Here is a 21,707-nt window from a genome sequence, read left to right as displayed (position 1 = left end):
ATTACTGTCTTTTAAATATACTTTTCAATTTCATTGAAATCACACCAAAAATAGCTTCAGAAATAATTCCTGAACTTAATTTTGATTCTCCTTTAGTTCTATCGGTAAAAATAACCGGTACTTCTTCTATTTTAAACTTTTTAATGTAAGCTTTAAATTTCATTTCTATTTGAAACGCATAACCTACAAACTTTATTTTATCTAAATTAATAGTCTCTAAAACTTCTCGTTTATAACATACAAAACCGGCTGTTGTATCATGAATTTTCATACCTGTAATAACCCTAACGTATTTAGATGCCATATAAGACATTAACACACGGTTCATTGGCCAGTTTACTACATTTACACCTTTTACATATCTTGATCCAATAGATAAATCTGCACCATTATTAGCACAAGCATTATACAAATGGACTAAATCTGAAGGATTATGAGAAAAATCGGCATCCATTTCAAAAACATATTGATAAGCATGTTTTAAACACCATTTAAACCCATGAATATATGCTGTTCCTAAACCAGATTTGCCTTGTCTAACTTCTAAAAATAAACGCTCAGGAAATTCTTTCTGTAATGCTTTTACTTTTAAAGCTGTTAAATCAGGCGAATTATCATCGACAACCAGAATATTAAAGTCCTTTTCTTGCGAAAATACAGCCCTAATTATGGCTTCTATATTTTCAATCTCGTTATATGTCGGGATTATGACTATAGAGTCTCTCACTTAAAATTGCTATTAATATTACAAATGTACATCTTTTAACTCCTTCTTTTTTTAAAATATTTCTTAATAATTCAATGTCGCTATTATTATTTTAAATAATTTTGGCTCATGCTTCGAGAGGTTACATATAACGAAATATTCACCATTTTAATAATGGTAGGACTTATTTGTCTTGCCTTTGCTAAAGCACGATTTACAAATAGATTTAACGATTTAGCTGCGCTTCTAACCAATTCTAAATATTTTAATATTTATTCTCGAGACCTTAAGGTTATAGACCAATTTGATAGTCTGCTACTAACAAATTCTATTATTTCTACCGCTATCTTTCTAAGTATTTGCTACAAAGTCTTTTTTGCCAATGCAATTATAGACACAAAACTTATACTTACTATTACATTTGGTATTGCTGTGTTTTTAATTGTAAAAATACTTTTTGAAAAACTTATAGCCAATTTATTTAACATAGATGATCTTATTGACAACTACATTTTTCAAAAAAAGAGCTATAAAAATTACTTTGGAATGTTGCTTGTTCCTGTAAATGCAATTTTTATTTATAGTGTAACTCCATCAAAAACAATTTTATATATTGTAATATCAATCTTACTTACCATATTAATTATACGTTCAAGTACTTCTTTTAAACGTTATCAAAAATTAATAAAATCTAACCTATTTTATTTTATTTTGTATCTTTGCACTCTCGAAATCGCACCTTATATAATTTTGTATAAATTTATTACACTTTATTAGGGAGCAACTTAATAAAAAAACGCTCATGAAAGTGAAAACAATTTTAGTCTCTCAGCCAGAACCTAAAATAGAAAATTCTCCATATTTTGATCTTCAAGAAAAGCAAAAAGTAAAAATTGATTTCCGTCCTTTTATTCACGTAGAAGGCGTTCCTGCAAAAGAAATTAGACAGCAAAAAGTAGACCTTCATAACTACACTGCTATTATTCTAACTAGCCGAAATGCGGTAGATCACTTTTTTAGAGTTGCTGAAGAAATGCGTTTTAAAGTACCAGATTCAATGAAATATTTCTGTCAATCTGAAGCCGTAGCGTATTACCTTCAAAAATATGTGGTTTATAGAAAGAGAAAAATTTACGTAGGAAAACGCACATTCACTGAACTAACGCCTTTAATTAAAAAATATAAAGACGAAAAATTTTTATTACCTACTACAGACAAATTAAAGCCTGAAGTACCAAAAATTTTAGATGGTTTAGGAATTGATTGGAAGGAAGCTGTATTTTACAAAACTGTAATTAGTGATTTATCTGATTTAGCAGATGTATTATACGATGTTTTAGTATTTTTTAGCCCATCTGGCATTGATTCTCTATTTCATAATTTTCCAGATTTCAAACAAAACGATACACGTATCGCTGTATTTGGAAACACAACAATTAAAGCTGTAGAAGAAAAAGGATTACGAGTAGATATTTCTGCTCCAACACCAGAAACACCTTCTATGACTATGGCATTAGAAAAATATATTGAAAAGGTAAACAAAGGAAGATAACTTCTTTTATTTAACTTTACGGCATATAAAAAGGCGATTCAAAAATGAATCGCCTTTTTTTTGGTTTAAATCAATTGGCACTTTAGACCTTTTATGGATTATAACGTTGTGGTCCTCCACGTCTAATTTCTTCACTTGCTATACTTTCAAATTGTTTAAAGTTCATTCTAAATGCATTCGATAATTTAAATGCTGTAGTATAATAAGCTTCATCATCATTCCAAGTTGCTCTTGGGCTTAAAACTGAATCAGGCACTCCTGGACATTTTCTAGGTTGAGCCACTCCAAAAACAGAGTGTATATGATAATCGTGGTGATTATACAATCCTAAATCTCCATTTAAAACGGCATTAATCATTGCACGTGTATATTTTAATTTCATTCGTGTACCAACACCATATGCTCCTCCGGTCCATCCGGTATTTATAAGCCAAACATTTACACCAGCATCTTTCATTTTCTTACTTAACATTTCTGCATATTTTGCAGGATGTAAAGGCATAAATGGCGCTCCAAAACAAGCAGAGAACGATGGTTGTGGCTCTTTAATTCCTGCTTCTGTTCCTGCTACTTTTGCAGTATATCCAGAAATAAAGTGATATGCAGCTTGCGCTGGCGTTAATTTAGATATTGGAGGAATTACTCCAAAAGCATCTGCTGTTAAGAAAAATATATATTTAGGATTTTCTCCAATAGATGGTACTTGAATGTTATCAATAAAGTTAATAGGATAACTTACACGTGTATTTTGTGTAATTGTAGTGTCTTCAAAATTAACATCTCCATCTTTACCTACAATTACGTTTTCTAATATAGAACCACGTTTAATAGCATTATAAATATCAGGTTCGTTTTCTTTACATAAGTTAATCACTTTTGCATAACAACCACCTTCAAAATTAAAAACAGTGTTTTCTTTGGTCCAACCATGTTCGTCATCTCCAATTAATTTACGACTTGGATCTGCAGAAAGTGTTGTTTTCCCTGTTCCTGAAAGTCCGAAGAAAATAGCTGTATCTCCTTGTTCTCCCACGTTAGCACTACAGTGCATTGGAAGTGTGTTTTTAAATACTGGAAGAATGAAGTTTAAAGCAGAAAAAATTCCTTTTTTAATTTCACCTGTATAACCAGTTCCACCAATTAACACCACTTTTTTTGTAAAGTTTAATATGGCAAAATTATGTTGGCGTGTTCCATCTATTTTTGGATCTGCCATAAAACCTGGTGCATTTATAATTGTCCATTCGGGATCGAAGTCTTTTAACTCTTCTTCTGTAGGTCTTAAAAACATATTATACGCGAACATATTAGTCCAAGGATGCTCGTTTACAACACGAATATTCATCTTGTAATTTACATCTGCACAAGCACAACTATCTCTTACAAATACTTCTTTTTCAGACAAATAACCTACAACCTTATCATATAAGGCATCAAATATGCTCGGTGCGATAGGAATATTTATATCTCCCCACCAAACTTTATCTTTTGTGATATCATCTTCAACAATAAATCTATCTTTAGGAGATCTTCCTGTAAATTCTCCAGTATTAACGGCTAATGCACCAGAAGACACTTATACACCTTGACCTTTTTCAATAGTTAGATCTTGTAATTCATCTGAAGATAATTGATACTTAACTTTGGCATTTTTGATTCCGTAAGACTCTAACGAAACCGTTTTTTTGATTTGATTGTTACTCATAGTTTTAATGTGGTTTTAGTGCACAAACATCAAGAAATCAATATTTGCGGCTATATAATTCAATTAATTATTCTGTTCTATATTTAAAATAACATTTACATAAATTACTATTTTCTTCAGATACAATTAATTCCCGAAGGTTTCACACTTTTTATCTTAGTAGATTTATAAAAAATTTACCTTTTTTAATTAATTAAATTTAACTATTAATTTTATAAACGCTGTTGCTTTATATCTTATAATATTAAAAAAATTAAACACAAAAAAAAGGCTGTCTTTTTAGACAGCCTTTTCTTAATATTAAATATATACTTATTTACTATAAGTTTTCATGTAAGTGGTGGTGTTCGTCTATTAATGGTCCACCTTCCATTATTTGTTCTGAAGCTTGACCTGAGAATTTTTCAAAATTCAAGTGGAATGAGTGAGCTAATTGAATAGCTTTTCCAATATATTCTCCTTTTTTCAACCAAGTATTCATTGGGTCTAAGATTTCTGTTGGTACACCTGGACAATATTTAGGCATATGTAAACCGAAAATAAAGTTTTGATCGAAATCAACATTTTCTAATTCTCCGTTTAGAATTGCAGTAATCATTGCTCTTGTATATTTTAATTTAATACGAGATCCAACACCGTAAGGTCCTGCACTCCATCCTGTATTAATTAACCAAACGTTTACACCAGCTTCTGTCATTTTTTTACTTAACATTTCACCGTAAACTGTTGGGTGTAATGGCATAAATGGTTCTCCAAAACAAGCAGAGAAAGATGGTACTGGTTCTGTAATTCCAGCTTCTGTTCCTGCAACTTTAGCAGTATAACCAGAGATAAAGTGGTAAGCAGCTTGACCTGGAGTTAATTTAGATACTGGAGGTAATACACCAAAAGCATCACAAGTTAAAAAGAAAATATTTTTTGGATTGTTTGCGTAAAGTTTTTCTTGGATATTATCTATATGATAAATAGGGTAACTTACACGTGTGTTTTGAGTAATACTGCTATCTAAATAATCTGGTTGTCCGTCTTCTTTAATTACAATGTTTTCAAGTAAAGCACCTGGTTTAACAGCTCTAAAGATGTCTGGTTCTTTTTCTTCAGATAAATCGATAACTTTTGCATAACATCCACCTTCAAAGTTAAAGATTGTGTTATCTGCTGTCCAACCGTGTTCATCATCTCCAATTAATTTTCTTTCTGGATCTGCAGAAAGTGTTGTTTTTCCTGTTCCTGATAATCCGAAGAAAATAGCAGTATCACCTTCTTTACCTACGTTAGCAGAGCAGTGCATTGGTAATACATTTTTTTCTACTGGTAAAACCATGTTCATAGCAGAGAAAATACCTTTTTTAATTTCTCCTGTATAAGCAGATCCTCCAATTAAAGCTATTTTTTTAGTAAAGTTTATAATAGAGAAGTTTCCTTGGCGAATACCGTAAGCTTTTGGATCTGGACATAAATAACCAGGAGCACAAAGTACTAACCAATCTTCATCAAAGTTTTCTAATTCGCTAGCAGTAGGACGTAAAAACATATTAAAAACAAACAGGTTAGACCATGCATATTCACTTACTGTTCTTACATTTGTTCTATATTGAGGTTCTGCACATACATAACCATCTCTTGCGTAAATTTCTTTTCCTGAAAGGTATTTTGTTACTTCTTTTTCAAGTTTATCAAAGTTTTCTGGAGATACTGGTTTGTTTGTTTTTCCCCACCAAACTCTTTCAGAAGTATAATCATCTTTTACAATAAAACGATCTTGAGGAGAACGTCCTGTGAACTTACCTGTATTAACAGCTAAAGTTCCGTTAGCAGTTTCTTTACCTTGTCCTGCTTCAACTGTTATTTTCTGTAGTTCTTCTGAAGATAATTGATACTTAACTTCTGCATTTTTGATTCCGTATTTTTCTAACGAGATCGGTTTCATGATTTGATTGTTATCTACCATAATGTTACATGTTTTACTATACAAACATCAAAATTTCATTTCATAATAATAATCTACAAAACTTTCATATTCGCACTTAATTAAATTGAGTTATATATTATATTTTTAACCATTATCATTTTTTAAATTAAAGAATGATAATATCATAATTAACCAACCTATTATCATTAGTAATCCACCTATTGGAGTTACTAATCCTATGGTTCTAAAATCAAATGCAGTAAGCACATTCGTTGCTAAACCATAAATAGAACCTGAAAACAAAATAACGCCAATTAATACAAGATAAAATATTAGTGTTTTTTTTGCTTTCGGCAAAAAAGATGCTCCTCCCACAAACAACAATAGTAAAGCGTGATACATTTGGTAACGCACTCCTGTTTCGAATGTCTGAATAGACTCAGCCGATATTAATGGCTTTAGTCCATGTGCTGCGAAAGCACCAATAATTACGCTTAAAAGACCTAAAATCCCGCCGGTAATTATTATTTTTTTTTCCATATAAATCTAAATTTGAAGATTTCGACATCTTATTAAATCGAATATGTGTTAGATAAATTTTGAAGCCGAAAACCTACACATTAACTTTGCCGTTATTCCTTTAGGTAATGTAAAAAACGAATAGAAAACCTAGTTAATGTAACTACTATAAAGTTCGACATTTTTAACGACATTTCGAAGAAAAAAACCGTTAAAAATGAAGATATTATCATTTCTACGCCTTCTGAAAGCGTTCTTTTAAAAGTTGACAATGATTCTCGCACATTTAGTAAATATTCAGCAAAATCGCCCAAATATTTATAGCGATATGTTAGCACTAAAAATGAAATTTCATGAGTAAAAACGGGATTTACAAGCAAAATAACGAGCGACCACAAAGTAAACCACAAAAACGACAGACAAACTACAGCTTTTATGTGTTTTTATAGATAAAATACAAAATTAGACAATCAAATTACAGGCGATTTAACGAACGCAAACACAACACCAACCCCTAAAACTACAGCCTAACCAAAAAGAGATAAAAAGGCATTTAAAACAAGTCAAAAGAATACTTAAAAATTAATTCGGAAAAACACTTACAAATACAATCTCTAAAAAATGAATAAGGCTGTTAATGTTGCTAACGACAGCTTTTAAATCTCGCTAAAAAACGAATCAGCTATTACAAATTTTCAAGTATCAAAACAAAATCATTTCAATTTTAAAGACTTTTACTACTTTTATGTTTTAATTTTTAATAATTATTTTTATGAAAGTTTCAAATCAGAATATTGAAATTGATGGAATTGATAAGGAAATTCTTCGCGCATTAATGGAAGACGCAAGAACACCTATTCTAGAAATTGCTCGAGGCGTAGGAATTTCTGGAGCAGCAATTCATCAACGCTTAAGAAAATTAGAAAAATCAGGATTAATTTCAGGCTCTAAATTCACGATAAATCCTAAAGTATTAGGCTATAACACCATGGCTTTTATTGGAATTTATCTAGACAAAGCTATGAGCAACCCAGAAGCTGTAAAACAGCTAAATAAAATTCCAGAAGTTATAGAATGCCATTACACCACAGGAAACTGGAGTATTCTTATTAAAATTTTATGTCGAGATAACGAGCATTTAATGCACCTACTTAACAAAGACATACAATCTATAGATGGTGTATCTAGAACAGAAACCTTTATTTCTCTACAACAACAAATAGATCGCCAAATTCCGATATAATATTTACGCATACGATTTGAGTTAGTTTTTAATGCATTTCTATCAATCTCTATAATGTTGATTTTATAATTTAACGGTAAACAATTAAAAATCAACATTATGAAAATTATCAAAACAGTATTAATCGCCGTTTGCATAATAGGATTTACTTCTTGCCAAAATAAGAAAAAGAAAAGCGACCCGATGTCCGACCCAACACATACACCAAACACCGAAAGCATTACCAACAATGCAATGAAAAAGGAAATGGACCAGACTAATATGATTACAGTTAATCTAGAGCCAAAGAGCGACAGCAAAGTTTCAGGGACAGTTGTATTTACAGAAATGAATGATACCGTAAAAATGCTGGCACAACTAGAAGGCCTAAAACCAAAAACAGTACACGCTATACATTTACACGAAAAAGCAGATTGTTCTTCTCCTGACGGAAAATCTTCTGGAGGACATTGGAATCCTACAAATTCGAAACACGGAAAATGGGGAGACGTTCAAGGTTATCACCGTGGAGATATTGGTAACTTTACTACAGACGAAAACGGAAAAGCAACAGTTACTTTTGAAACAGATGAATGGTGCATAACCTGCCAAGACACCACAAGAACTATTGGAGGTCGCGGAATTATAATTCACCAAGGTACAGACGATTTTACAACACAACCAACCGGAGACGCAGGAATACGTATTGCTTGTGGTGCAATTCAATAATAAAAACGTTTATACCTATTATATAGAACAAAAAAAAGGTCGGATTTTACAATCCGACCTTTTTCAATACTATAAATTCTTTTAACTTCTATTTCCTAAAATTTGCATTGCCCAATACAATAAAGATGCCAATGCACCAATTGCCGCAACTAAATAGGTACGAGCTGCCCATTTTAAAGCATCCTCCGCTCCATCGTATTCATTTGGAGCTAACATGTTTTTATTTTTTAACCAAGCTAAAGCACGATTACTCGCATCGTATTCTACTGGTAAGGTTATAAAACTAAAAATTGTTGCCATTCCCATCATTAATAATCCTAATACGGACACATAAAACCCTAATCCAGATCCTGCTGCAGCGCCTAACATTAAACCACCAATAACTAACCATTGCGACATTTTAGACGATATATTTACAACCGGCACCAATTGCGAACGCATGGTTAACCAACTATACGCCTGAGCATCTTGTACCGCATGGCCACATTCGTGAGCTGCTACTGCTGCTGCTGCTGCATTAGCTTGAGAATATACAGACTCACTTAAATTCACGGTTTTATTTTGAGGATTATAATGATCTGTTAATCTACCAGCAACAGATACGACTTTTACATCGCGAATTCCATTGTCTGCTAACATTTTTTCAGCAATTTCTTTTCCACTCATTCCATTTCTTAAATGGACTTTAGAATACGTCTTGAATTTAGATTTAAGCTTGTTGCTAACCAACCAGCTTACTAAAGCAATTGCACCAATAAGTATATAATATGTAAACATTTTTCTTAATTTTATCTGGTTAAATTTAATATATTATATCAAATAATGCGCCAAATTTAAGTTAAGAAAATTTGTCAGTGTTTATGCATATTCTACTCCCCAATCAAAAGCTTCAGTAATTTCACTATATACAATCTTACCATCAACAATATTTAATCCACGTGCCAAAGACCTATCTTCTGCACAAGCCTGCTCCCAACCTTTGTTGGCTAATTTCAACACATAAGATAGCGTTACATTTGTTAAAGCCAAAGTAGACGTATAAGGTACAGCGCCTGGCATATTTGCTACACAGTAATGCACAATATCGTCTATAATAAAGGTAGGATCTTCGTGCGTAGTCGCTTTTGTAGTTTCCATACATCCACCCTGATCTACAGCAACATCTACCAAAACGGTTCCGGGGCGCATAACCTTCAACATTTCTCTTGTAATTAATTTTGGTGCTTTTGCGCCTTTCAACAATACACCACCAACAATTAAATCGTGTGTTTGTATGTGTTTTTTAATATTATATACACTAGAATACTCTGTAACCACATGGCTAGGCATAATATCGTTTACATATCTTAAACGTTTCATATTTACATCCATAACAGTAACAGAAGCACCTAAACCCGCAGCCATTTTAGCAGCCTGAACACCAACAACGCCTGCTCCTAGAATAAGTACTTTCCCTGGCGAAACTCCAGGAACTCCTCCAAGTAAAATACCACGTCCTTTAATGGGCTTTTCTAAATATTTAGCACCTTGCTGAATAGCCATTCTTCCTGCAACCTCAGACATTGGTGTTAATAACGGCAAAGTGCCATCTTCATCCTCTACAGTTTCATACGCAATACAAACAGCATTGCTTTTAAGCATAGCAAGCGTTAATGCTTCACTAGATGCGAAATGAAAATAGGTAAATAGAATCTGATTAGGCTGAATTAAAGCATACTCTTCCTGGATAGGCTCTTTCACTTTTACAATCATCTCACTAGATTGGTAAACCTCTTGAATGGTTTCTAAAATAACTGCTCCAACTTCTTGATATACGGTATCGAAAAACCCGCTGCCCTCTCCGGCTGTAGCTTGTACATAAACGGTATGACCTTGATTAACTAATTCGAAAACTCCTGCTGGAGTCATCCCTACGCGATTCTCGTTGTTTTTAATTTCTTTTGGAATGCCTATTTTCATAATTACAGATTTTTGATGTTATAAAATTGATTAAAATTTAATACACCCACAAATCTATATCACTGAATTACATATTATTATATATAACAAAATCACCCCTATTAATATAGAGGTGATTATATATATTTCTAAAAAAATGTATTGATAATTTCTGAATTTGAAAACCAGAATTTAGATTATCCTACAATATTGATAATCTTTCCTGGCACAACAATTACCTTTTTAGGTGTACGCCCTTGTAATTGGTCTTGTGTTTTTTCATGAGCCATTACAATTTTCTCAATTTCGCCTTTTCCTAAGTCTAAAGATAATTCTAAAGTGAAACGCATTTTTCCGTTAAAAGAAATAGGATACACTTTACTGCTTTCTACTAAATGACTACCATCAAACTCTGGGAAAGGTGCTTCAGAAATTGATTCTAAATTCCCTAACTGGCTCCATAATTCTTCTGCAATATGTGGTGCATAAGGTGATAATAAAACCAAGAATGGTTCTAACACTGCTTTACTTACACATTTTTGAGCGTTGAATTCGTTTACAGCAATCATAAACGTAGATACCGATGTATTGAAAGAAAAATTCTCGATATCGTCTTCTACCTTTTTAATGGTTTTATGAAGCGTTTTTAAATTGTCTTTTGTGGGTTCTGCATCTGTAACATTTACAGATTCTTCACCGATATATAATTTCCATAATTTTTTAAGAAAACCATGTACTCCTGTAATTCCTGCTGTATTCCAAGGTTTAGCTTGTTCTAAAGGCCCTAAGAACATTTCGTACAATCTTAAACTATCGGCACCATATTCTGCACAAATCTGGTCTGGATTAACCACGTTGTATTTCGATTTCGACATTTTTTCAACCTCACGACCTACTTTATAAACACCATCTTCTAAAATAAATTCAGCATCTTTAAAATCTTCACCAAACTCACCATCAGTTTTTAATCCTTCAATATCTAATTCATCTGAAGCATTTACATACTGAACTTTTACATGAATAGGAGAAACACTTTTACCTTCAATTAAACCATGAGAAAGATAAGTATTCGTTCCTTCTTCACGATACACAAAAGCACTGGTACCCAAAATCATTCCTTGGTTAATTAGCTTTTTAAAAGGCTCTTCAATATTAACAAATCCGCGATCTTTTAAAAATTTCACCCAGAAACGAGAATATAATAAATGACCAGTTGCATGTTCGCTACCACCAATGTATAAATCTACACTTTCCCAATAGTTAAGCGCATCTTCACTTGCAAATGCATCACCTCTTTTTGAAGCTTCTTCCATATAACGGAAGAAATACCATGAACTTCCCGCCCAACCTGGCATCGTGTTCAATTCTAAAGGAAAAACAGTTGTATTATTTATCTTTTCGTTGCTAACAACGGTATTTAATTCGGTATCCCAAGCCCAAACATCGGCACGACCTAAAGGCGGCTCTCCGGTTTCGGTTGGTAAATATTTTTCTACTTCTGGCAAACGGATTGGTAAATGTTCCATTGCAATCATTTGTGGTTTTCCATTTACATAATACACAGGAAATGGCTCTCCCCAATAACGTTGACGACTAAATACAGCATCGCGTAAACGGTAATTTGTTTTACCTTCACCTTGCCCAATAGCTTCTAATGCTTCAATGGCTTTTTTACTTGCTTCTTTATAAGCTAGTCCGTTTAAGAAATCGCTATTCATTAATTTCGTTTTTCCTTTTTCTCCGAAAGCCGTTTCAGAAATATCTACGCCTTCAAAAATATTAGGAATCGTAATCCCAAAATGATTTGCAAAATCATAATCACGTTGGTCACCACAAGGCACGGCCATAACAGCACCAGTTCCATAGCTCGCCAACACGTAATCTCCAATCCAAATAGCAACGGGTTCCTTAGTAAAAGGATGCTCTGCATATGCTCCTGTAAATACACCAGAAATGGTTTTTACATCGGCCATACGTTCGCGTTCGCTACGTTTTGCGGTTTTTTCTATATATGCTTCAACGTCTGCTTTTTGTTCAGCAGTTACAATTTTAGCCACCAATTCATGTTCTGGTGCTAACGTCATGAAATTCACACCAAAAATAGTATCAGGTCTGGTTGTAAACACATCTATTTTATCGTCATGTCCTTTTACATTAAAAGTAACCGAAGCTCCAACAGATTTCCCAATCCAGTTACGCTGACTTTCTTTTAAAGAGTCTGTCCAATCAATAGTATTTAAACCTTGAAGTAAACGTTCTGCATACGCAGAAATTCGCATGCTCCATTGTGTCATTTTTTTACGAACTACCGTATGTCCGCCACGTTCAGACACGCCGTTAACAATCTCGTCGTTTGCTAAAACTGTTCCTAATGCAGGACACCAGTTTACTTCTGTTTCAGCTAAATACGTTAATCTATATTGTAATAAAACATCTTGTTTTTGTTCAGATGAAAATGAATGCCATGCTTCAGCAGTAAACGGTTCGATATTATCATCGCAAACGGCATTTACTGTTGTATTTCCTTCAGCAGAAAAAATAGTTTCTAAAGTTGAAATATCTTCAGCTTTCCCTGAATCGTTATTAAACCAAGAATTGAATAATTGAACAAAAATCCATTGTGTCCATTTATAATATTCTGGATTAGAAGTACGGACTTCGCGAGACCAATCGAAAGAAAATCCGATTTGATCTAACTGACGACGATACGTTGCAATATTAGTTTCGGTCGTAATTGCAGGATGCTGCCCGGTTTGGATCGCATATTGTTCTGCCGGTAAACCAAAACTATCGTAACCTTGCGGATGCAATACATTAAATCCTTTATGGCGTTTGTAGCGCGCATAAATATCTGAAGCAATATATCCTAACGGATGCCCAACATGTAATCCTGCTCCTGAAGGATAAGGAAACATATCGAGTACGTAATATTTAGGTTTTTCAGATTGATTTTTGGCTTGAAACGTTTTATGTTCTGCCCAATATTTTTGCCACTTGGCTTCTATGTCGTTAAAATGATATTGCATGTTGTCGTATTCCGCTTAATAAAGGCGCAAATTTAAGGTTATTATAACAATGTTGAAAGTTTAAACGTTGTTATCCTTAATGAAATAGATTTCTTTTATATTTTTACAAACAAATTCACGCCTTATATGAGCTCATCTTTTGAAAATTATCAGAAACGTAGATTAATATCGTCTTATTTTTCTGTGGTATTGAGTATTGCTTTAGTTTTATTTTTACTTGGTTTACTGGGCATGCTCGTGCTAAACACTAAAAAACTTGCAGACCATTTTAAGGAGCAAGTTGTGGTTACTATTTACCTAAAAGAAACGGCTAAAGACGTTGAAATTAAACAACTGGAAAAGAGCTTAACAATGTCGGATTATGTAAAAACAACCGAATATGTTTCTAAAGAACAAGCTGCAGAATTTATGAAGGCTGAAAATGGTGAAGATTTCATGAATTTCTTAGGCTTTAATCCACTTCAAAACTCAATAGATGTACATTTAAAAGCCGACTTTGTAACATCTGAGCAGTTAAAAATTATATCAGACGAAGCAACAGCAAAAACATTTGTAGACGAAGTACGTTACGATAACGACTTAGTTACCTTAATGAACGAAAATGTAAGACGTATTAGCTTCTGGATTTTAGTAGTTAGTGCCATTTTTACATTAATTGCAGTATTACTAATAAACAGTTCTATTAGACTCTCTGTATATTCTAAACGTTTTACCATAAAAACCATGCAAATGGTGGGTGCAACAAAACATTTTATTAGAAAACCATTTGTCTGGAAAAGTGTAAAACTAGGTATAATTGGTGCCGTTTTAGCGTTAATAGGCATGGCTATTGTGTTCTTTTACCTTAACAAGACCTTCCCTGATTTAGAATTACTAAACAACCCCATTCTTATTGGTGGTTTATTTGTTACCATCTTTTTACTAGGTATTATAATTACTTGGATTAGCACATTTATTGCGACACAACGTTTCTTAAATTTAAAAACGGACCAACTATATTATTAATATTATAAAATCCTTATGTTTTGCACTGCTTTTTTTTAGTTGTAATTAGCGGTAAAAAGGAAGTAAAAAACTAAACGAAGATTTTGATTTTGGAGAAGAAAGATTCGATGTTATGAGAGCCCAAGCAACATACGGCGCATATAAAGTACAACGAGAATTTTATAGCATAGTACGCTACTATTTTAGACTCTATTAAATTAGACTAATTTTTAAGTATGCTTTAAGAATTCGTTTTAAATAAAAACCTTTAATTTGCAGAGCTTTCTAAGCTAATGCATTATTACAATACACATGGGAGAACAAAAACAAAATAAACTTTCTAAAGATGAATTTATCTTCGGAAAGAAAAACTATAAATTTATGCTTATCGGACTTGGCATTATCGCGCTAGGTTTTATTTTAATGTCTGGAGGTGGTAGTGACGACCCTAATGTTTTTAGTCCAGATGTTTTTAGTTTTAGAAGAATACGATTAGCACCAACATTAATTTTAATTGGGTTCGGAATTCAGATTTATGCCATCCTTTTAAATCCGAATAAAAAATAATGGAAACTATAGATGCAATTATCCTTGGTATTATTCAAGGACTTACAGAGTTTTTACCAGTTTCTTCTAGCGGACATTTAGAAATAGCTAAAGCACTTCTTGGCGACCACTCTGTGCCAGAAGAAAGCTTACTTTTTACTGTAGTACTTCACTTTGCAACGGCTTTAAGTACCATGGTAATCTTTAGAAAAGATATATTTTTACTTATAAAAGGTGCTTTAAAATTTGAATGGAACGAAGATTTACAGTTTATAACTAAAATTGTAATCTCTATGATTCCTGCAGTAATTATAGGACTGTTTTTTGAAAAACAATTAGAATCACTTTTCGACGGAAATATACTTTTAGTAGGCGCCATGTTAATTGTAACTTCGGTATTACTTTTCCTAGCAGACAAAGCTAAGGATACAGAAAAACCAGTAACTTTTAAAAATGCTTTTATTATTGGTGTTTCGCAAGCCATTGCCATGTTACCAGGAATTTCAAGATCTGGAGCAACAATATCGACTTCAGTTTTACTTGGAAACGACAAAACAAAAGCTGCGCGTTTTTCATTTTTAATGGTTGTACCGTTAATCTTTGGGAAAATTGCTAAAGATATTTTAGGAGGCGAATTAAATTTAGCTAACACAGATATTACTGCACTTTCTGCTGGATTTATAGCTGCTTTTGTTTGCGGACTTTTTGCTTGTACTTGGATGATTTCTTTAGTTAAAAAAAGTAAATTATCATACTTTGCTATCTATTGTGCCATTGTTGGTTTTATCGCCATAGGTTATACTGTTTTAAATTAATATGAAGAAAACACTAGACGATTACTTAAACGGAGAAGTCTTATTAATAGACAAACCATTAAACTGGACCTCTTTTCAAGCCGTAAATAAACTGCGTTGGGAAATCCGTCAAGCGTTTAATATTAAAAAAATAAAAGTTGGTCATGCCGGAACTCTCGATCCTTTAGCGACTGGACTTTTAGTGATTTGCACTGGTAAAATGACCAAGCAAATCGATACCTTTCAAGGTCAGATTAAAGAATACACAGGAACTATAGTTTTAGGAGGCACAACACCATCTTTCGATTTAGAAACAGAAATCAATGAAACGTTTCCTAAAGACCATATTACTTCAGAATTAATTCATGGTACTACCAAACAATTTATTGGACACATAGAACAATACCCACCTGTTTTTTCAGCTATAAAAAAAGACGGAAAACGATTGTATGAATTTGCTCGAGCAGGTGTTTCTGTAGATATTAAACCAAGAACTATTCATATTGCTGAATTTGAAATTACCAATATTTCTGATCACAATCTAGAATTTAGAGTGGTTTGTAGTAAAGGGACTTATATACGTTCTTTAGCAAACGATTTTGGAAAAGCGCTAAACTCCGGAGCACATTTATCTGAGCTAAGAAGAACTAAAATAGGAGATTTTAATGTTGATGACGCCTTAAGCCCAGAACAGTTTATTGAGCAATTAAAAGGCTAAAGCTACAGAAAAACCGTATATTAGTTTTTATTTTGATCCCAATACCTACTTTTTTTTGAAATTAACAGACACACATAAAGCCGCCTTAATAACTGCACTTATTGCCGGTACAGTTTTACTTATTGTGTTTAACATGCATCTTACAAAGCATGACATTCTCCTTTCTGAAACGTTTTACAATATGCAACCCGAGCAGAAAACAGAAAAGGAATTAGAAGCCGAAAAACTAGCAGAAGAGCTTGAGCATTCTAAAGCAGAAACAAATAAAGCGTTTAACGAAACAGAAAATAATAAACGTTTTGCAAAAGCTTACAATCTGATTGAACCTCCAAAAGATTACGAAAATTCTAGACTAACAGAAACCGAAGAAGTTACTGAAGCCGAAGACTTACTTGAAGACACAAACTCAGATTCTGAAGAGAGTAATTTAGATGCCCAAGAATTATCGTCTTTTAATAGTGTAAATAGTATTTTAAAAGCAAGAACTCAAAAAAAGAGTAAATCTAATGCCTCTAACGGAAATAATTCTGAAGACAAAACTGCAATGAATGCGTCTACGAATAAAAACAGTAGTATGCATTATTCTTTAACAGACAGAACACATATGTATATGCCAACACCAATATATTTATGTGAAGCTAGCGGAAAAATTATTATTAACATCACCGTTAATGCAGCTGGAGATGTTACAGATTCTTATTTAAACAATGCCTCTACCTCTAAAAACGAGTGCTTAATTAGCAGTGCAATGGAGTATGCTAAAAAAGCACGTTTTAGTACAGACGTATCGAAACCCTCTCAAATAGGTTCGATTACATTTTATTTTGAAGGCAAAGATTAAGCCTTTAACAATCCTATTAAATCTGAAATAGTACTCTGTCCTTTATTTAAGTTATACCATGTTTGTAAAGATTCCTTAAATTCCGGAGTCAACACACCGTGTTCTTCTTTATAATCTGCAACTAACTTAGTGGCCGTTTTTGGTCTTGGTCCAAATGTATTTACAACCTCTCCCGTAGTATTATCTATCATAATTAACTTTGGAATTGATTTTCCGCCGTTAGTTAAAAACATATTCATTAACGCATCATTATCATCACGAAGTACAACTCTAAGGTTAATGTTTTCATTTAATTGGGTAACTTTATTCATTACAGGCATAACGTGAGCAGCATCTCCGCACCAACTTTCTGCAATAACTAACCATGTAATATCTCCTTTAAAATCCTGAATAGCTTTTGTATCGTTTTCAGAAACTTTTAAGGTTTTATCCCAACGCTTCATACGGCTTTCGTTAATTTTAGTGTAACCTACAAGAGCAGCACTTTGTTCGTTACCAGTAGCGCCTCCTGTTTTAGATAATTCTTTTACTAACTCTCTAAAATCTTGATAAGACATTGCATTATCTAATCCCTTTTGAATAATTTCGTTTTTAACTATATTATGTGTTGTTTCCATATAATTCTATAAATTTACCCTACAAATTTAAGTCTTAAATGTAGTTTTTTAAGTAACTGTTGTTACATTAGTAGTATTAAAATTAAAACCTTACAGGATGGAGAAACACAGATGTGATTGGTGCAAAAACGATGATTTATATGAAGCGTATCACGATTTAGAATGGGGAGTTCCTGTAAAAGATGATGCGACACTGTTCGAGTTTTTAATTCTTGAAACGTTTCAGGCTGGTTTAAGTTGGATTACAATACTTAGAAAACGTGAAAATTTTAGAAAAGCTTTTGATAATTTCGATTATAAAAAAATAGCAAAATACAACGAAACTAAATGCGAGGAATTAATTCAAGATGCCGGAATTATTAGAAACAAACTCAAAATAAAAGCGACAATTACTAATGCACAAGCTTTTATAAAAATTCAGGAAGAGTTTGGAAGCTTCAGCACTTATATTTGGAATTTTGTAGATGGAAAAACTATTAAAAACAGTTTTAAAAATTTTAAAGACTCTCCTGCCAACACACCTTTAAGTGATACAATTAGTAAAGATTTAAAAACACGTGGATTTAAATTTGTGGGATCTACGGTTATTTATGCACAAATGCAGGCTACCGGAATGGTTAACGACCATGAAGTAAATTGTTTTAGATACAACGAGGTTTAAACTACAAATAACTTAAGTATAGATCTCTAGGAATAGATCGGCCACCAAGGCTCTCTAAATGCTGTGTATGCACTTGACAATCTATAAGTTTATAATTTGTATTTTGAACAAAAGTTATAAAAGCAGCCTTACTAGCATTACTTACTTTAGAAAACATGCTTTCTCCACAAAAGACATCGTTTCCTAAATCTAGGCCATAAAAACCGCCTACAAGCTCATCATTTTTCCAAACCTCAATAGACTTAGCAAAACCCATTTCGTATAATTCTATATACGCCTTATTCATATTATTAGTAATCCAAGTGCCTTCTTGCCCATTGCGCTTAATACTTGCACAGGCTTCTATAACCTGAGGAAATGCAGTATTTACCGTTACCGTAAGACTACAGTTACGTAAAAACTGTTTCATACTTTTAGAAACCCTAAGTTCTTCTGGATATAACACAAAACGCGGATCTGGAGACCACCACAAAATAGCTTTATCATCTTCAAACCAAGGAAAAATCCCTCGTTTGTAGGCTAACAATATACGATCTGTAGATAAATCGCCACCAACAGCAATTAAACCTTCTTCTGTGGCTTCATCTATACTTGGAAATTCTATTTTATTACTTAAAAATTTCATGATACTAATTTAAAAAAAAAGAATTCGTATAAAAGAAAAAACCCCAATATCGTTAGATATTGAGGTTAATCACACTTTGAATTAGTCATTGTATACCTTTAACTAGAAAGGTAAGTCGTCGTGATCGTCTTCATTTAAACTAGATGCTGGTTCAAAAGCATCTGCTGGTGGTACTGGAGGAACAGCTCCTCCTGAAGCTGCATCTTGTACTGCTTCAATTCTCCAACCTTGGATAGAGTTAAAATATTTAGTTTCTCCTTGTGGATTAACCCAGTCTCTACCTCTTAAATTAATACTCACTTTTACGTTTTGTCCTACTGTGTAACTGTTTAGTAAATCTGTTTTGTCTTGAACAAATTCTACTAATATATGCTGAGGATATTGTTCTTCTGTTGTAACTACCAACTCTCTTTTTCTGAACCCATTACTCCCGAAGGTTTGGGTTTCTCCTATCATTTTTACTTTTCCTTGTACTTCCATTACATTTAATTTCTATTAAAAACTCACTTTATATTTTATGCTTTAAGACAATTACGCTTTTAAACATTATTTCTATAATTTTAAAACGCTTGTATTAATCAATATATCAAAACCTTTCTCACATTCAGTACAAATTTAAAGGCATCTGATGTACTCAGTCGTAATTTATAATATTAATTACACTCCCTTTAAATATTTTATATTTACAACGCCTGTTTTACTGAATTATGATGCATGTGTCTTGCTCGCGAAAATACCAAAATTAGTGGATTTCACTTCATACATTAAAAAAATAAATCGTAATAAATTCAATTTCACCTCAGCATCTATTGTACTCGCAAGAGCTATACACTTAAAGCTACTACACTAAACTAAAACCTTTTAACATATCTATTACTAAGGACTTAGGTCTGAATGAAATTATTTTACTTCTTTAATATTCGACAAAGGTAAGTATTCTATCAATGAACAAAAAATGATTTGGTAACTTGATAGCACAATATTATTAACAGATTTGCATTATATTACCATTAAAAATAGTTTTCATGCTTTTTACTAAACATAAAAATCTTATCCGTTGGATATTTATCGGATTTTCGTTTGTTATAGTCTCGCTTATTTTATGGAATACTTATATGTTCTTTCAAAGTTTTAAAGCTGAGGAACGTATAAAGATGGAAAACTGGTCTGCAGCACAGCGCGACTTAATAAAAAGCACAAACTTAGACGGAGACATCGGGGAATTACCGCTTCAAATTTTACAAAGTAACACCACAACACCTATGATAATGGTGGATTTAGATGGTAATATTGAACATAATAATTTAGGTAAAATAAAAGATAAAGACTCTACTTATATAAAAGATCTTATTTTAGATTTTGAAAAAGAAAATAACCCAATAGAAATTATTTACGATGGTCGAGTTTTAAACACTTTATACTACGGAAACTCTCCCCTTTTAAACAAATTAAAATATTATCCTATTGCATTTGTACTTATACTCGTGCTTTTTGCAAGCTTAGTGTATGTGTTTTACAGAAGTACAAAAATTGCTACACAAAATAAATTATGGTCTGGAATGGCTAAAGAAACAGCCCACCAAATAGGTACGCCATTATCGTCTTTAATTGGTTGGACAGAAATATTAAAAATTGAAGATGTTAATCCAGATTATATTAAGGAGATAGAAATAGACATTAGTAGATTAGAAACCATTACCGAGCGTTTTAGCAAAATAGGATCTGTACCAACATTAGAACAAGCAAATGTTGTTAAAGAAACAATTGATGCCTACGATTACTTAAAATCACGTTCGTCTAAATTAGTAGACTTTAGTATAGACATACCAAATACGGCTATTCTAGTACAACTTAACACCCAATTATACAGTTGGACTATAGAAAATCTGGTTAAAAATGCTATAGACGCCATGAAAGGAAGAGGAAAACTTTCTGTGGTTATTACACCCAGCGAACATGATGTTAAAATTTCTATTTCCGATACAGGAAAAGGACTTTCTAAAAATCAATTTAATCGCATTTTCGAACCTGGTTTTACAACTAAAAAACGAGGTTGGGGATTAGGATTATCTCTAGCACGACGTATTATTGAAGATTTTCATGATGGAAAAATAAAAGTATCTCATTCCGAAATAGGAAAAGGTACAACCATGCAAATCACTTTAAAAATTGATAAACAGTTAACGCAAACTACTTAATTACATTGCTGCACTAATAGCTGCTGCTGTTTTCTCAAACTCGTCTTGGGTAAGTGTAGTTTTTTTTGAAAACAATGCATCTTCCATAGCATTTAACGGAATTAAATGTACGTGTGCATGTGGTACTTCAAGACCAATAACAGTCATTCCAACACGTTTACAAGGCACTGCTTTTTCTATTGCTTTAGCGACTTGCTTAGAGAAACGCATTAACCCTAAATAAAGCGCATCATCTAAATCAAAAATCTTATCTACTTCTTGCTTTGGAATACATAACGTATGTCCCTTTGCATTCGGATTAATATCTAAAAAAGCTAAGAAATCATCTGTTTCTGCTACTTTATAACAAGGAATTTCTCCTGAAATGATTTTACTAAAAATAGAAGCCATAATATTTAATTTAATTACGTAAAT

At 32.7% G+C, this 21,707-nt stretch carries 21 protein-coding genes and 1 pseudogene; 11 read left to right on the top strand and 11 right to left on the bottom strand.

The genetic code is table 11. The features are described from left to right. Window position 1: 1 nt before the first annotated feature. On the bottom strand, window positions 2-727 hold the full coding sequence (locus GQR95_RS06910; protein ID WP_159022478.1) for a polyprenol monophosphomannose synthase: 726 nt from the start codon (window positions 725-727) through the stop codon (window positions 2-4). 108 nt (window positions 728-835) lie between these two features. On the opposite strand from GQR95_RS06910, the gene GQR95_RS06905 reads away from it, so the two are divergent. Together GQR95_RS06905 and GQR95_RS06900 are read left to right on the top strand one after the other, a co-directional pair. Continuing rightward, window positions 836-1,483 carry a DUF4271 domain-containing protein gene (locus GQR95_RS06905; protein ID WP_159022477.1) on the top strand — a complete coding sequence of 216 codons (648 nt, stop codon included), beginning with the start codon at window positions 836-838 and terminating at the stop codon, window positions 1,481-1,483. A gap of 25 nt (window positions 1,484-1,508) precedes the next feature. Next, complete coding sequence (locus tag GQR95_RS06900; RefSeq protein ID WP_159022476.1) at window positions 1,509-2,258, top strand: uroporphyrinogen-III synthase; 750 nt, start codon at window positions 1,509-1,511, stop codon at window positions 2,256-2,258. 91 nt (window positions 2,259-2,349) lie between these two features. Here GQR95_RS06900 and pckA (GQR95_RS06895) read toward each other — a convergent pair. From pckA (GQR95_RS06895) to GQR95_RS06885, 3 genes and pseudogenes are all read right to left on the bottom strand, one after another. Beyond that, window positions 2,350-3,963: pseudogene (gene pckA / locus GQR95_RS06895) on the bottom strand (phosphoenolpyruvate carboxykinase (ATP)). A 319-nt stretch (window positions 3,964-4,282) separates the two neighbouring features. Further along, window positions 4,283-5,914 carry a phosphoenolpyruvate carboxykinase (ATP) gene (gene pckA, locus GQR95_RS06890; protein ID WP_159022475.1) on the bottom strand — a complete coding sequence of 544 codons (1,632 nt, stop codon included), beginning with the start codon at window positions 5,912-5,914 and terminating at the stop codon, window positions 4,283-4,285. 105 nt (window positions 5,915-6,019) lie between these two features. Further along, window positions 6,020-6,415: a DUF423 domain-containing protein gene (locus GQR95_RS06885; RefSeq protein WP_159022474.1), complete on the bottom strand. Its 396-nt coding sequence runs from the start codon at window positions 6,413-6,415 to the stop codon at window positions 6,020-6,022. Window positions 6,416-7,166: 751 nt separating this feature from the next. On the opposite strand from GQR95_RS06885, the gene GQR95_RS06880 reads away from it, so the two are divergent. Then, on the top strand, window positions 7,167-7,637 hold the full coding sequence (locus GQR95_RS06880; RefSeq protein ID WP_159022473.1) for an Lrp/AsnC ligand binding domain-containing protein: 471 nt from the start codon (window positions 7,167-7,169) through the stop codon (window positions 7,635-7,637). A 99-nt stretch (window positions 7,638-7,736) separates the two neighbouring features. After that, complete coding sequence (locus GQR95_RS06875) at window positions 7,737-8,345, top strand: superoxide dismutase family protein (protein WP_159022472.1); 609 nt, start codon at window positions 7,737-7,739, stop codon at window positions 8,343-8,345. Window positions 8,346-8,426: 81 nt separating this feature from the next. Here the strand turns inward: GQR95_RS06875 and GQR95_RS06870 are convergent, their stop codons facing one another. From GQR95_RS06870 to leuS, 3 genes are all read right to left on the bottom strand, one after another. Then, window positions 8,427-9,122 carry a zinc metallopeptidase gene (locus GQR95_RS06870; RefSeq protein ID WP_159022471.1) on the bottom strand — a complete coding sequence of 232 codons (696 nt, stop codon included), beginning with the start codon at window positions 9,120-9,122 and terminating at the stop codon, window positions 8,427-8,429. A gap of 81 nt (window positions 9,123-9,203) precedes the next feature. Next, entirely contained in the window at window positions 9,204-10,304 is a 1,101-nt protein-coding gene (ald, locus tag GQR95_RS06865; RefSeq protein ID WP_159022470.1) for an alanine dehydrogenase, read from the bottom strand. Between the two features lie 176 nt (window positions 10,305-10,480). Continuing rightward, window positions 10,481-13,309: a leucine--tRNA ligase gene (gene leuS / locus GQR95_RS06860; RefSeq protein ID WP_159022469.1), complete on the bottom strand. Its 2,829-nt coding sequence runs from the start codon at window positions 13,307-13,309 to the stop codon at window positions 10,481-10,483. Window positions 13,310-13,435: 126 nt separating this feature from the next. Here leuS and GQR95_RS06855 point away from each other — a divergent pair, with 126 nt between their 5' ends. The 5 genes from GQR95_RS06855 to GQR95_RS06835 all read left to right on the top strand — a co-directional run bounded on the left by GQR95_RS06855 (window position 13,436) and on the right by GQR95_RS06835 (window position 17,192). After that, a complete protein-coding gene (locus tag GQR95_RS06855; RefSeq protein WP_159022468.1) occupies window positions 13,436-14,314 on the top strand; it encodes an ABC transporter permease in 879 nt (292 codons plus the stop codon). Window positions 14,315-14,605: 291 nt separating this feature from the next. Then, window positions 14,606-14,860: a DUF3098 domain-containing protein gene (locus GQR95_RS06850; protein WP_159022467.1), complete on the top strand. Its 255-nt coding sequence runs from the start codon at window positions 14,606-14,608 to the stop codon at window positions 14,858-14,860. Beyond that, window positions 14,860-15,654, top strand: coding sequence for an undecaprenyl-diphosphate phosphatase (locus GQR95_RS06845; protein WP_159022466.1), 795 nt, complete (start codon window positions 14,860-14,862; stop codon window positions 15,652-15,654). Before GQR95_RS06850 ends, GQR95_RS06845 begins: the two co-directional genes overlap by 1 nt. A gap of 1 nt (window position 15,655) precedes the next feature. After that, window positions 15,656-16,351, top strand: a complete 696-nt coding sequence (truB, locus tag GQR95_RS06840) for a tRNA pseudouridine(55) synthase TruB (RefSeq protein ID WP_159022465.1) — start codon at window positions 15,656-15,658, stop codon at window positions 16,349-16,351. 55 nt (window positions 16,352-16,406) lie between these two features. Further along, window positions 16,407-17,192, top strand: coding sequence for a hypothetical protein (locus tag GQR95_RS06835; RefSeq protein WP_199269646.1), 786 nt, complete (start codon window positions 16,407-16,409; stop codon window positions 17,190-17,192). Here the strand turns inward: GQR95_RS06835 and GQR95_RS06830 are convergent. After that, complete coding sequence (locus tag GQR95_RS06830; protein WP_159022464.1) at window positions 17,189-17,809, bottom strand: thioredoxin family protein; 621 nt, start codon at window positions 17,807-17,809, stop codon at window positions 17,189-17,191. The two genes, GQR95_RS06835 and GQR95_RS06830, sit on opposite strands and share 4 nt — an antisense overlap. Before the next feature lie 97 nt (window positions 17,810-17,906). Between GQR95_RS06830 and GQR95_RS06825 the strand changes: the two genes are divergently transcribed. Beyond that, complete coding sequence (locus GQR95_RS06825; protein WP_159022463.1) at window positions 17,907-18,470, top strand: DNA-3-methyladenine glycosylase I; 564 nt, start codon at window positions 17,907-17,909, stop codon at window positions 18,468-18,470. A gap of 1 nt (window position 18,471) precedes the next feature. Here GQR95_RS06825 and aat read toward each other — a convergent pair whose 3' ends face one another. Beyond that, window positions 18,472-19,095 carry a leucyl/phenylalanyl-tRNA--protein transferase gene (aat, locus tag GQR95_RS06820; RefSeq protein WP_159022462.1) on the bottom strand — a complete coding sequence of 208 codons (624 nt, stop codon included), beginning with the start codon at window positions 19,093-19,095 and terminating at the stop codon, window positions 18,472-18,474. A gap of 102 nt (window positions 19,096-19,197) precedes the next feature. After that, window positions 19,198-19,575 (bottom strand): DUF3127 domain-containing protein, encoded by a 378-nt coding sequence (locus GQR95_RS06815; RefSeq protein WP_159022461.1) that lies wholly within the window; start codon window positions 19,573-19,575, stop codon window positions 19,198-19,200. 545 nt (window positions 19,576-20,120) lie between these two features. Here GQR95_RS06815 and GQR95_RS06810 point away from each other — a divergent pair. Next, complete coding sequence (locus tag GQR95_RS06810) at window positions 20,121-21,293, top strand: PAS domain-containing sensor histidine kinase (protein WP_159022460.1); 1,173 nt, start codon at window positions 20,121-20,123, stop codon at window positions 21,291-21,293. On the opposite strand, the gene GQR95_RS06805 is transcribed toward GQR95_RS06810, so the two are convergent. Then, the gene (locus GQR95_RS06805; protein WP_159022459.1) at window positions 21,294-21,683 is read right to left on the bottom strand and encodes an HIT family protein; all 390 of its coding nucleotides are present in this window, start codon (window positions 21,681-21,683) and stop codon (window positions 21,294-21,296) included. It abuts the gene before it with no gap. Window positions 21,684-21,707 lie beyond the last annotated feature (24 nt).

The organism is Formosa sp. L2A11 (assembly GCF_009796865.1).
Taxonomy (GTDB): Bacteria; Bacteroidota; Bacteroidia; order Flavobacteriales; family Flavobacteriaceae; genus Formosa.
This window is presented reverse-complemented; position numbering and strand designations above follow the sequence as displayed.

What these genes read in the sequence shown, in the direction of transcription:
- GQR95_RS06905 (WP_159022477.1), top strand. Translation starts at nt 836, where the DNA reads ATGCTTCGAGAGGTTACATATAACGAAATATTCACCATTTTAATAATG.
- GQR95_RS06900 (WP_159022476.1), top strand. Translation starts at nt 1,509, where the DNA reads ATGAAAGTGAAAACAATTTTAGTCTCTCAGCCAGAACCTAAAATAGAA.
- pckA (WP_159022475.1), bottom strand. Translation starts at nt 5,914, where the DNA reads ATGGTAGATAACAATCAAATCATGAAACCGATCTCGTTAGAAAAATAC.
- GQR95_RS06885 (WP_159022474.1), bottom strand. Translation starts at nt 6,415, where the DNA reads ATGGAAAAAAAAATAATAATTACCGGCGGGATTTTAGGTCTTTTAAGC.
- GQR95_RS06880 (WP_159022473.1), top strand. Translation starts at nt 7,167, where the DNA reads ATGAAAGTTTCAAATCAGAATATTGAAATTGATGGAATTGATAAGGAA.
- GQR95_RS06875 (WP_159022472.1), top strand. Translation starts at nt 7,737, where the DNA reads ATGAAAATTATCAAAACAGTATTAATCGCCGTTTGCATAATAGGATTT.
- GQR95_RS06870 (WP_159022471.1), bottom strand. Translation starts at nt 9,122, where the DNA reads ATGTTTACATATTATATACTTATTGGTGCAATTGCTTTAGTAAGCTGG.
- ald (WP_159022470.1), bottom strand. Translation starts at nt 10,304, where the DNA reads ATGAAAATAGGCATTCCAAAAGAAATTAAAAACAACGAGAATCGCGTA.
- leuS (WP_159022469.1), bottom strand. Translation starts at nt 13,309, where the DNA reads ATGCAATATCATTTTAACGACATAGAAGCCAAGTGGCAAAAATATTGG.
- GQR95_RS06855 (WP_159022468.1), top strand. Translation starts at nt 13,436, where the DNA reads ATGAGCTCATCTTTTGAAAATTATCAGAAACGTAGATTAATATCGTCT.
- GQR95_RS06850 (WP_159022467.1), top strand. Translation starts at nt 14,606, where the DNA reads ATGGGAGAACAAAAACAAAATAAACTTTCTAAAGATGAATTTATCTTC.
- GQR95_RS06845 (WP_159022466.1), top strand. Translation starts at nt 14,860, where the DNA reads ATGGAAACTATAGATGCAATTATCCTTGGTATTATTCAAGGACTTACA.
- truB (WP_159022465.1), top strand. Translation starts at nt 15,656, where the DNA reads ATGAAGAAAACACTAGACGATTACTTAAACGGAGAAGTCTTATTAATA.
- GQR95_RS06830 (WP_159022464.1), bottom strand. Translation starts at nt 17,809, where the DNA reads ATGGAAACAACACATAATATAGTTAAAAACGAAATTATTCAAAAGGGA.
- GQR95_RS06825 (WP_159022463.1), top strand. Translation starts at nt 17,907, where the DNA reads ATGGAGAAACACAGATGTGATTGGTGCAAAAACGATGATTTATATGAA.
- aat (WP_159022462.1), bottom strand. Translation starts at nt 19,095, where the DNA reads ATGAAATTTTTAAGTAATAAAATAGAATTTCCAAGTATAGATGAAGCC.
- GQR95_RS06815 (WP_159022461.1), bottom strand. Translation starts at nt 19,575, where the DNA reads ATGGAAGTACAAGGAAAAGTAAAAATGATAGGAGAAACCCAAACCTTC.
- GQR95_RS06810 (WP_159022460.1), top strand. Translation starts at nt 20,121, where the DNA reads ATGCTTTTTACTAAACATAAAAATCTTATCCGTTGGATATTTATCGGA.
- GQR95_RS06805 (WP_159022459.1), bottom strand. Translation starts at nt 21,683, where the DNA reads ATGGCTTCTATTTTTAGTAAAATCATTTCAGGAGAAATTCCTTGTTAT.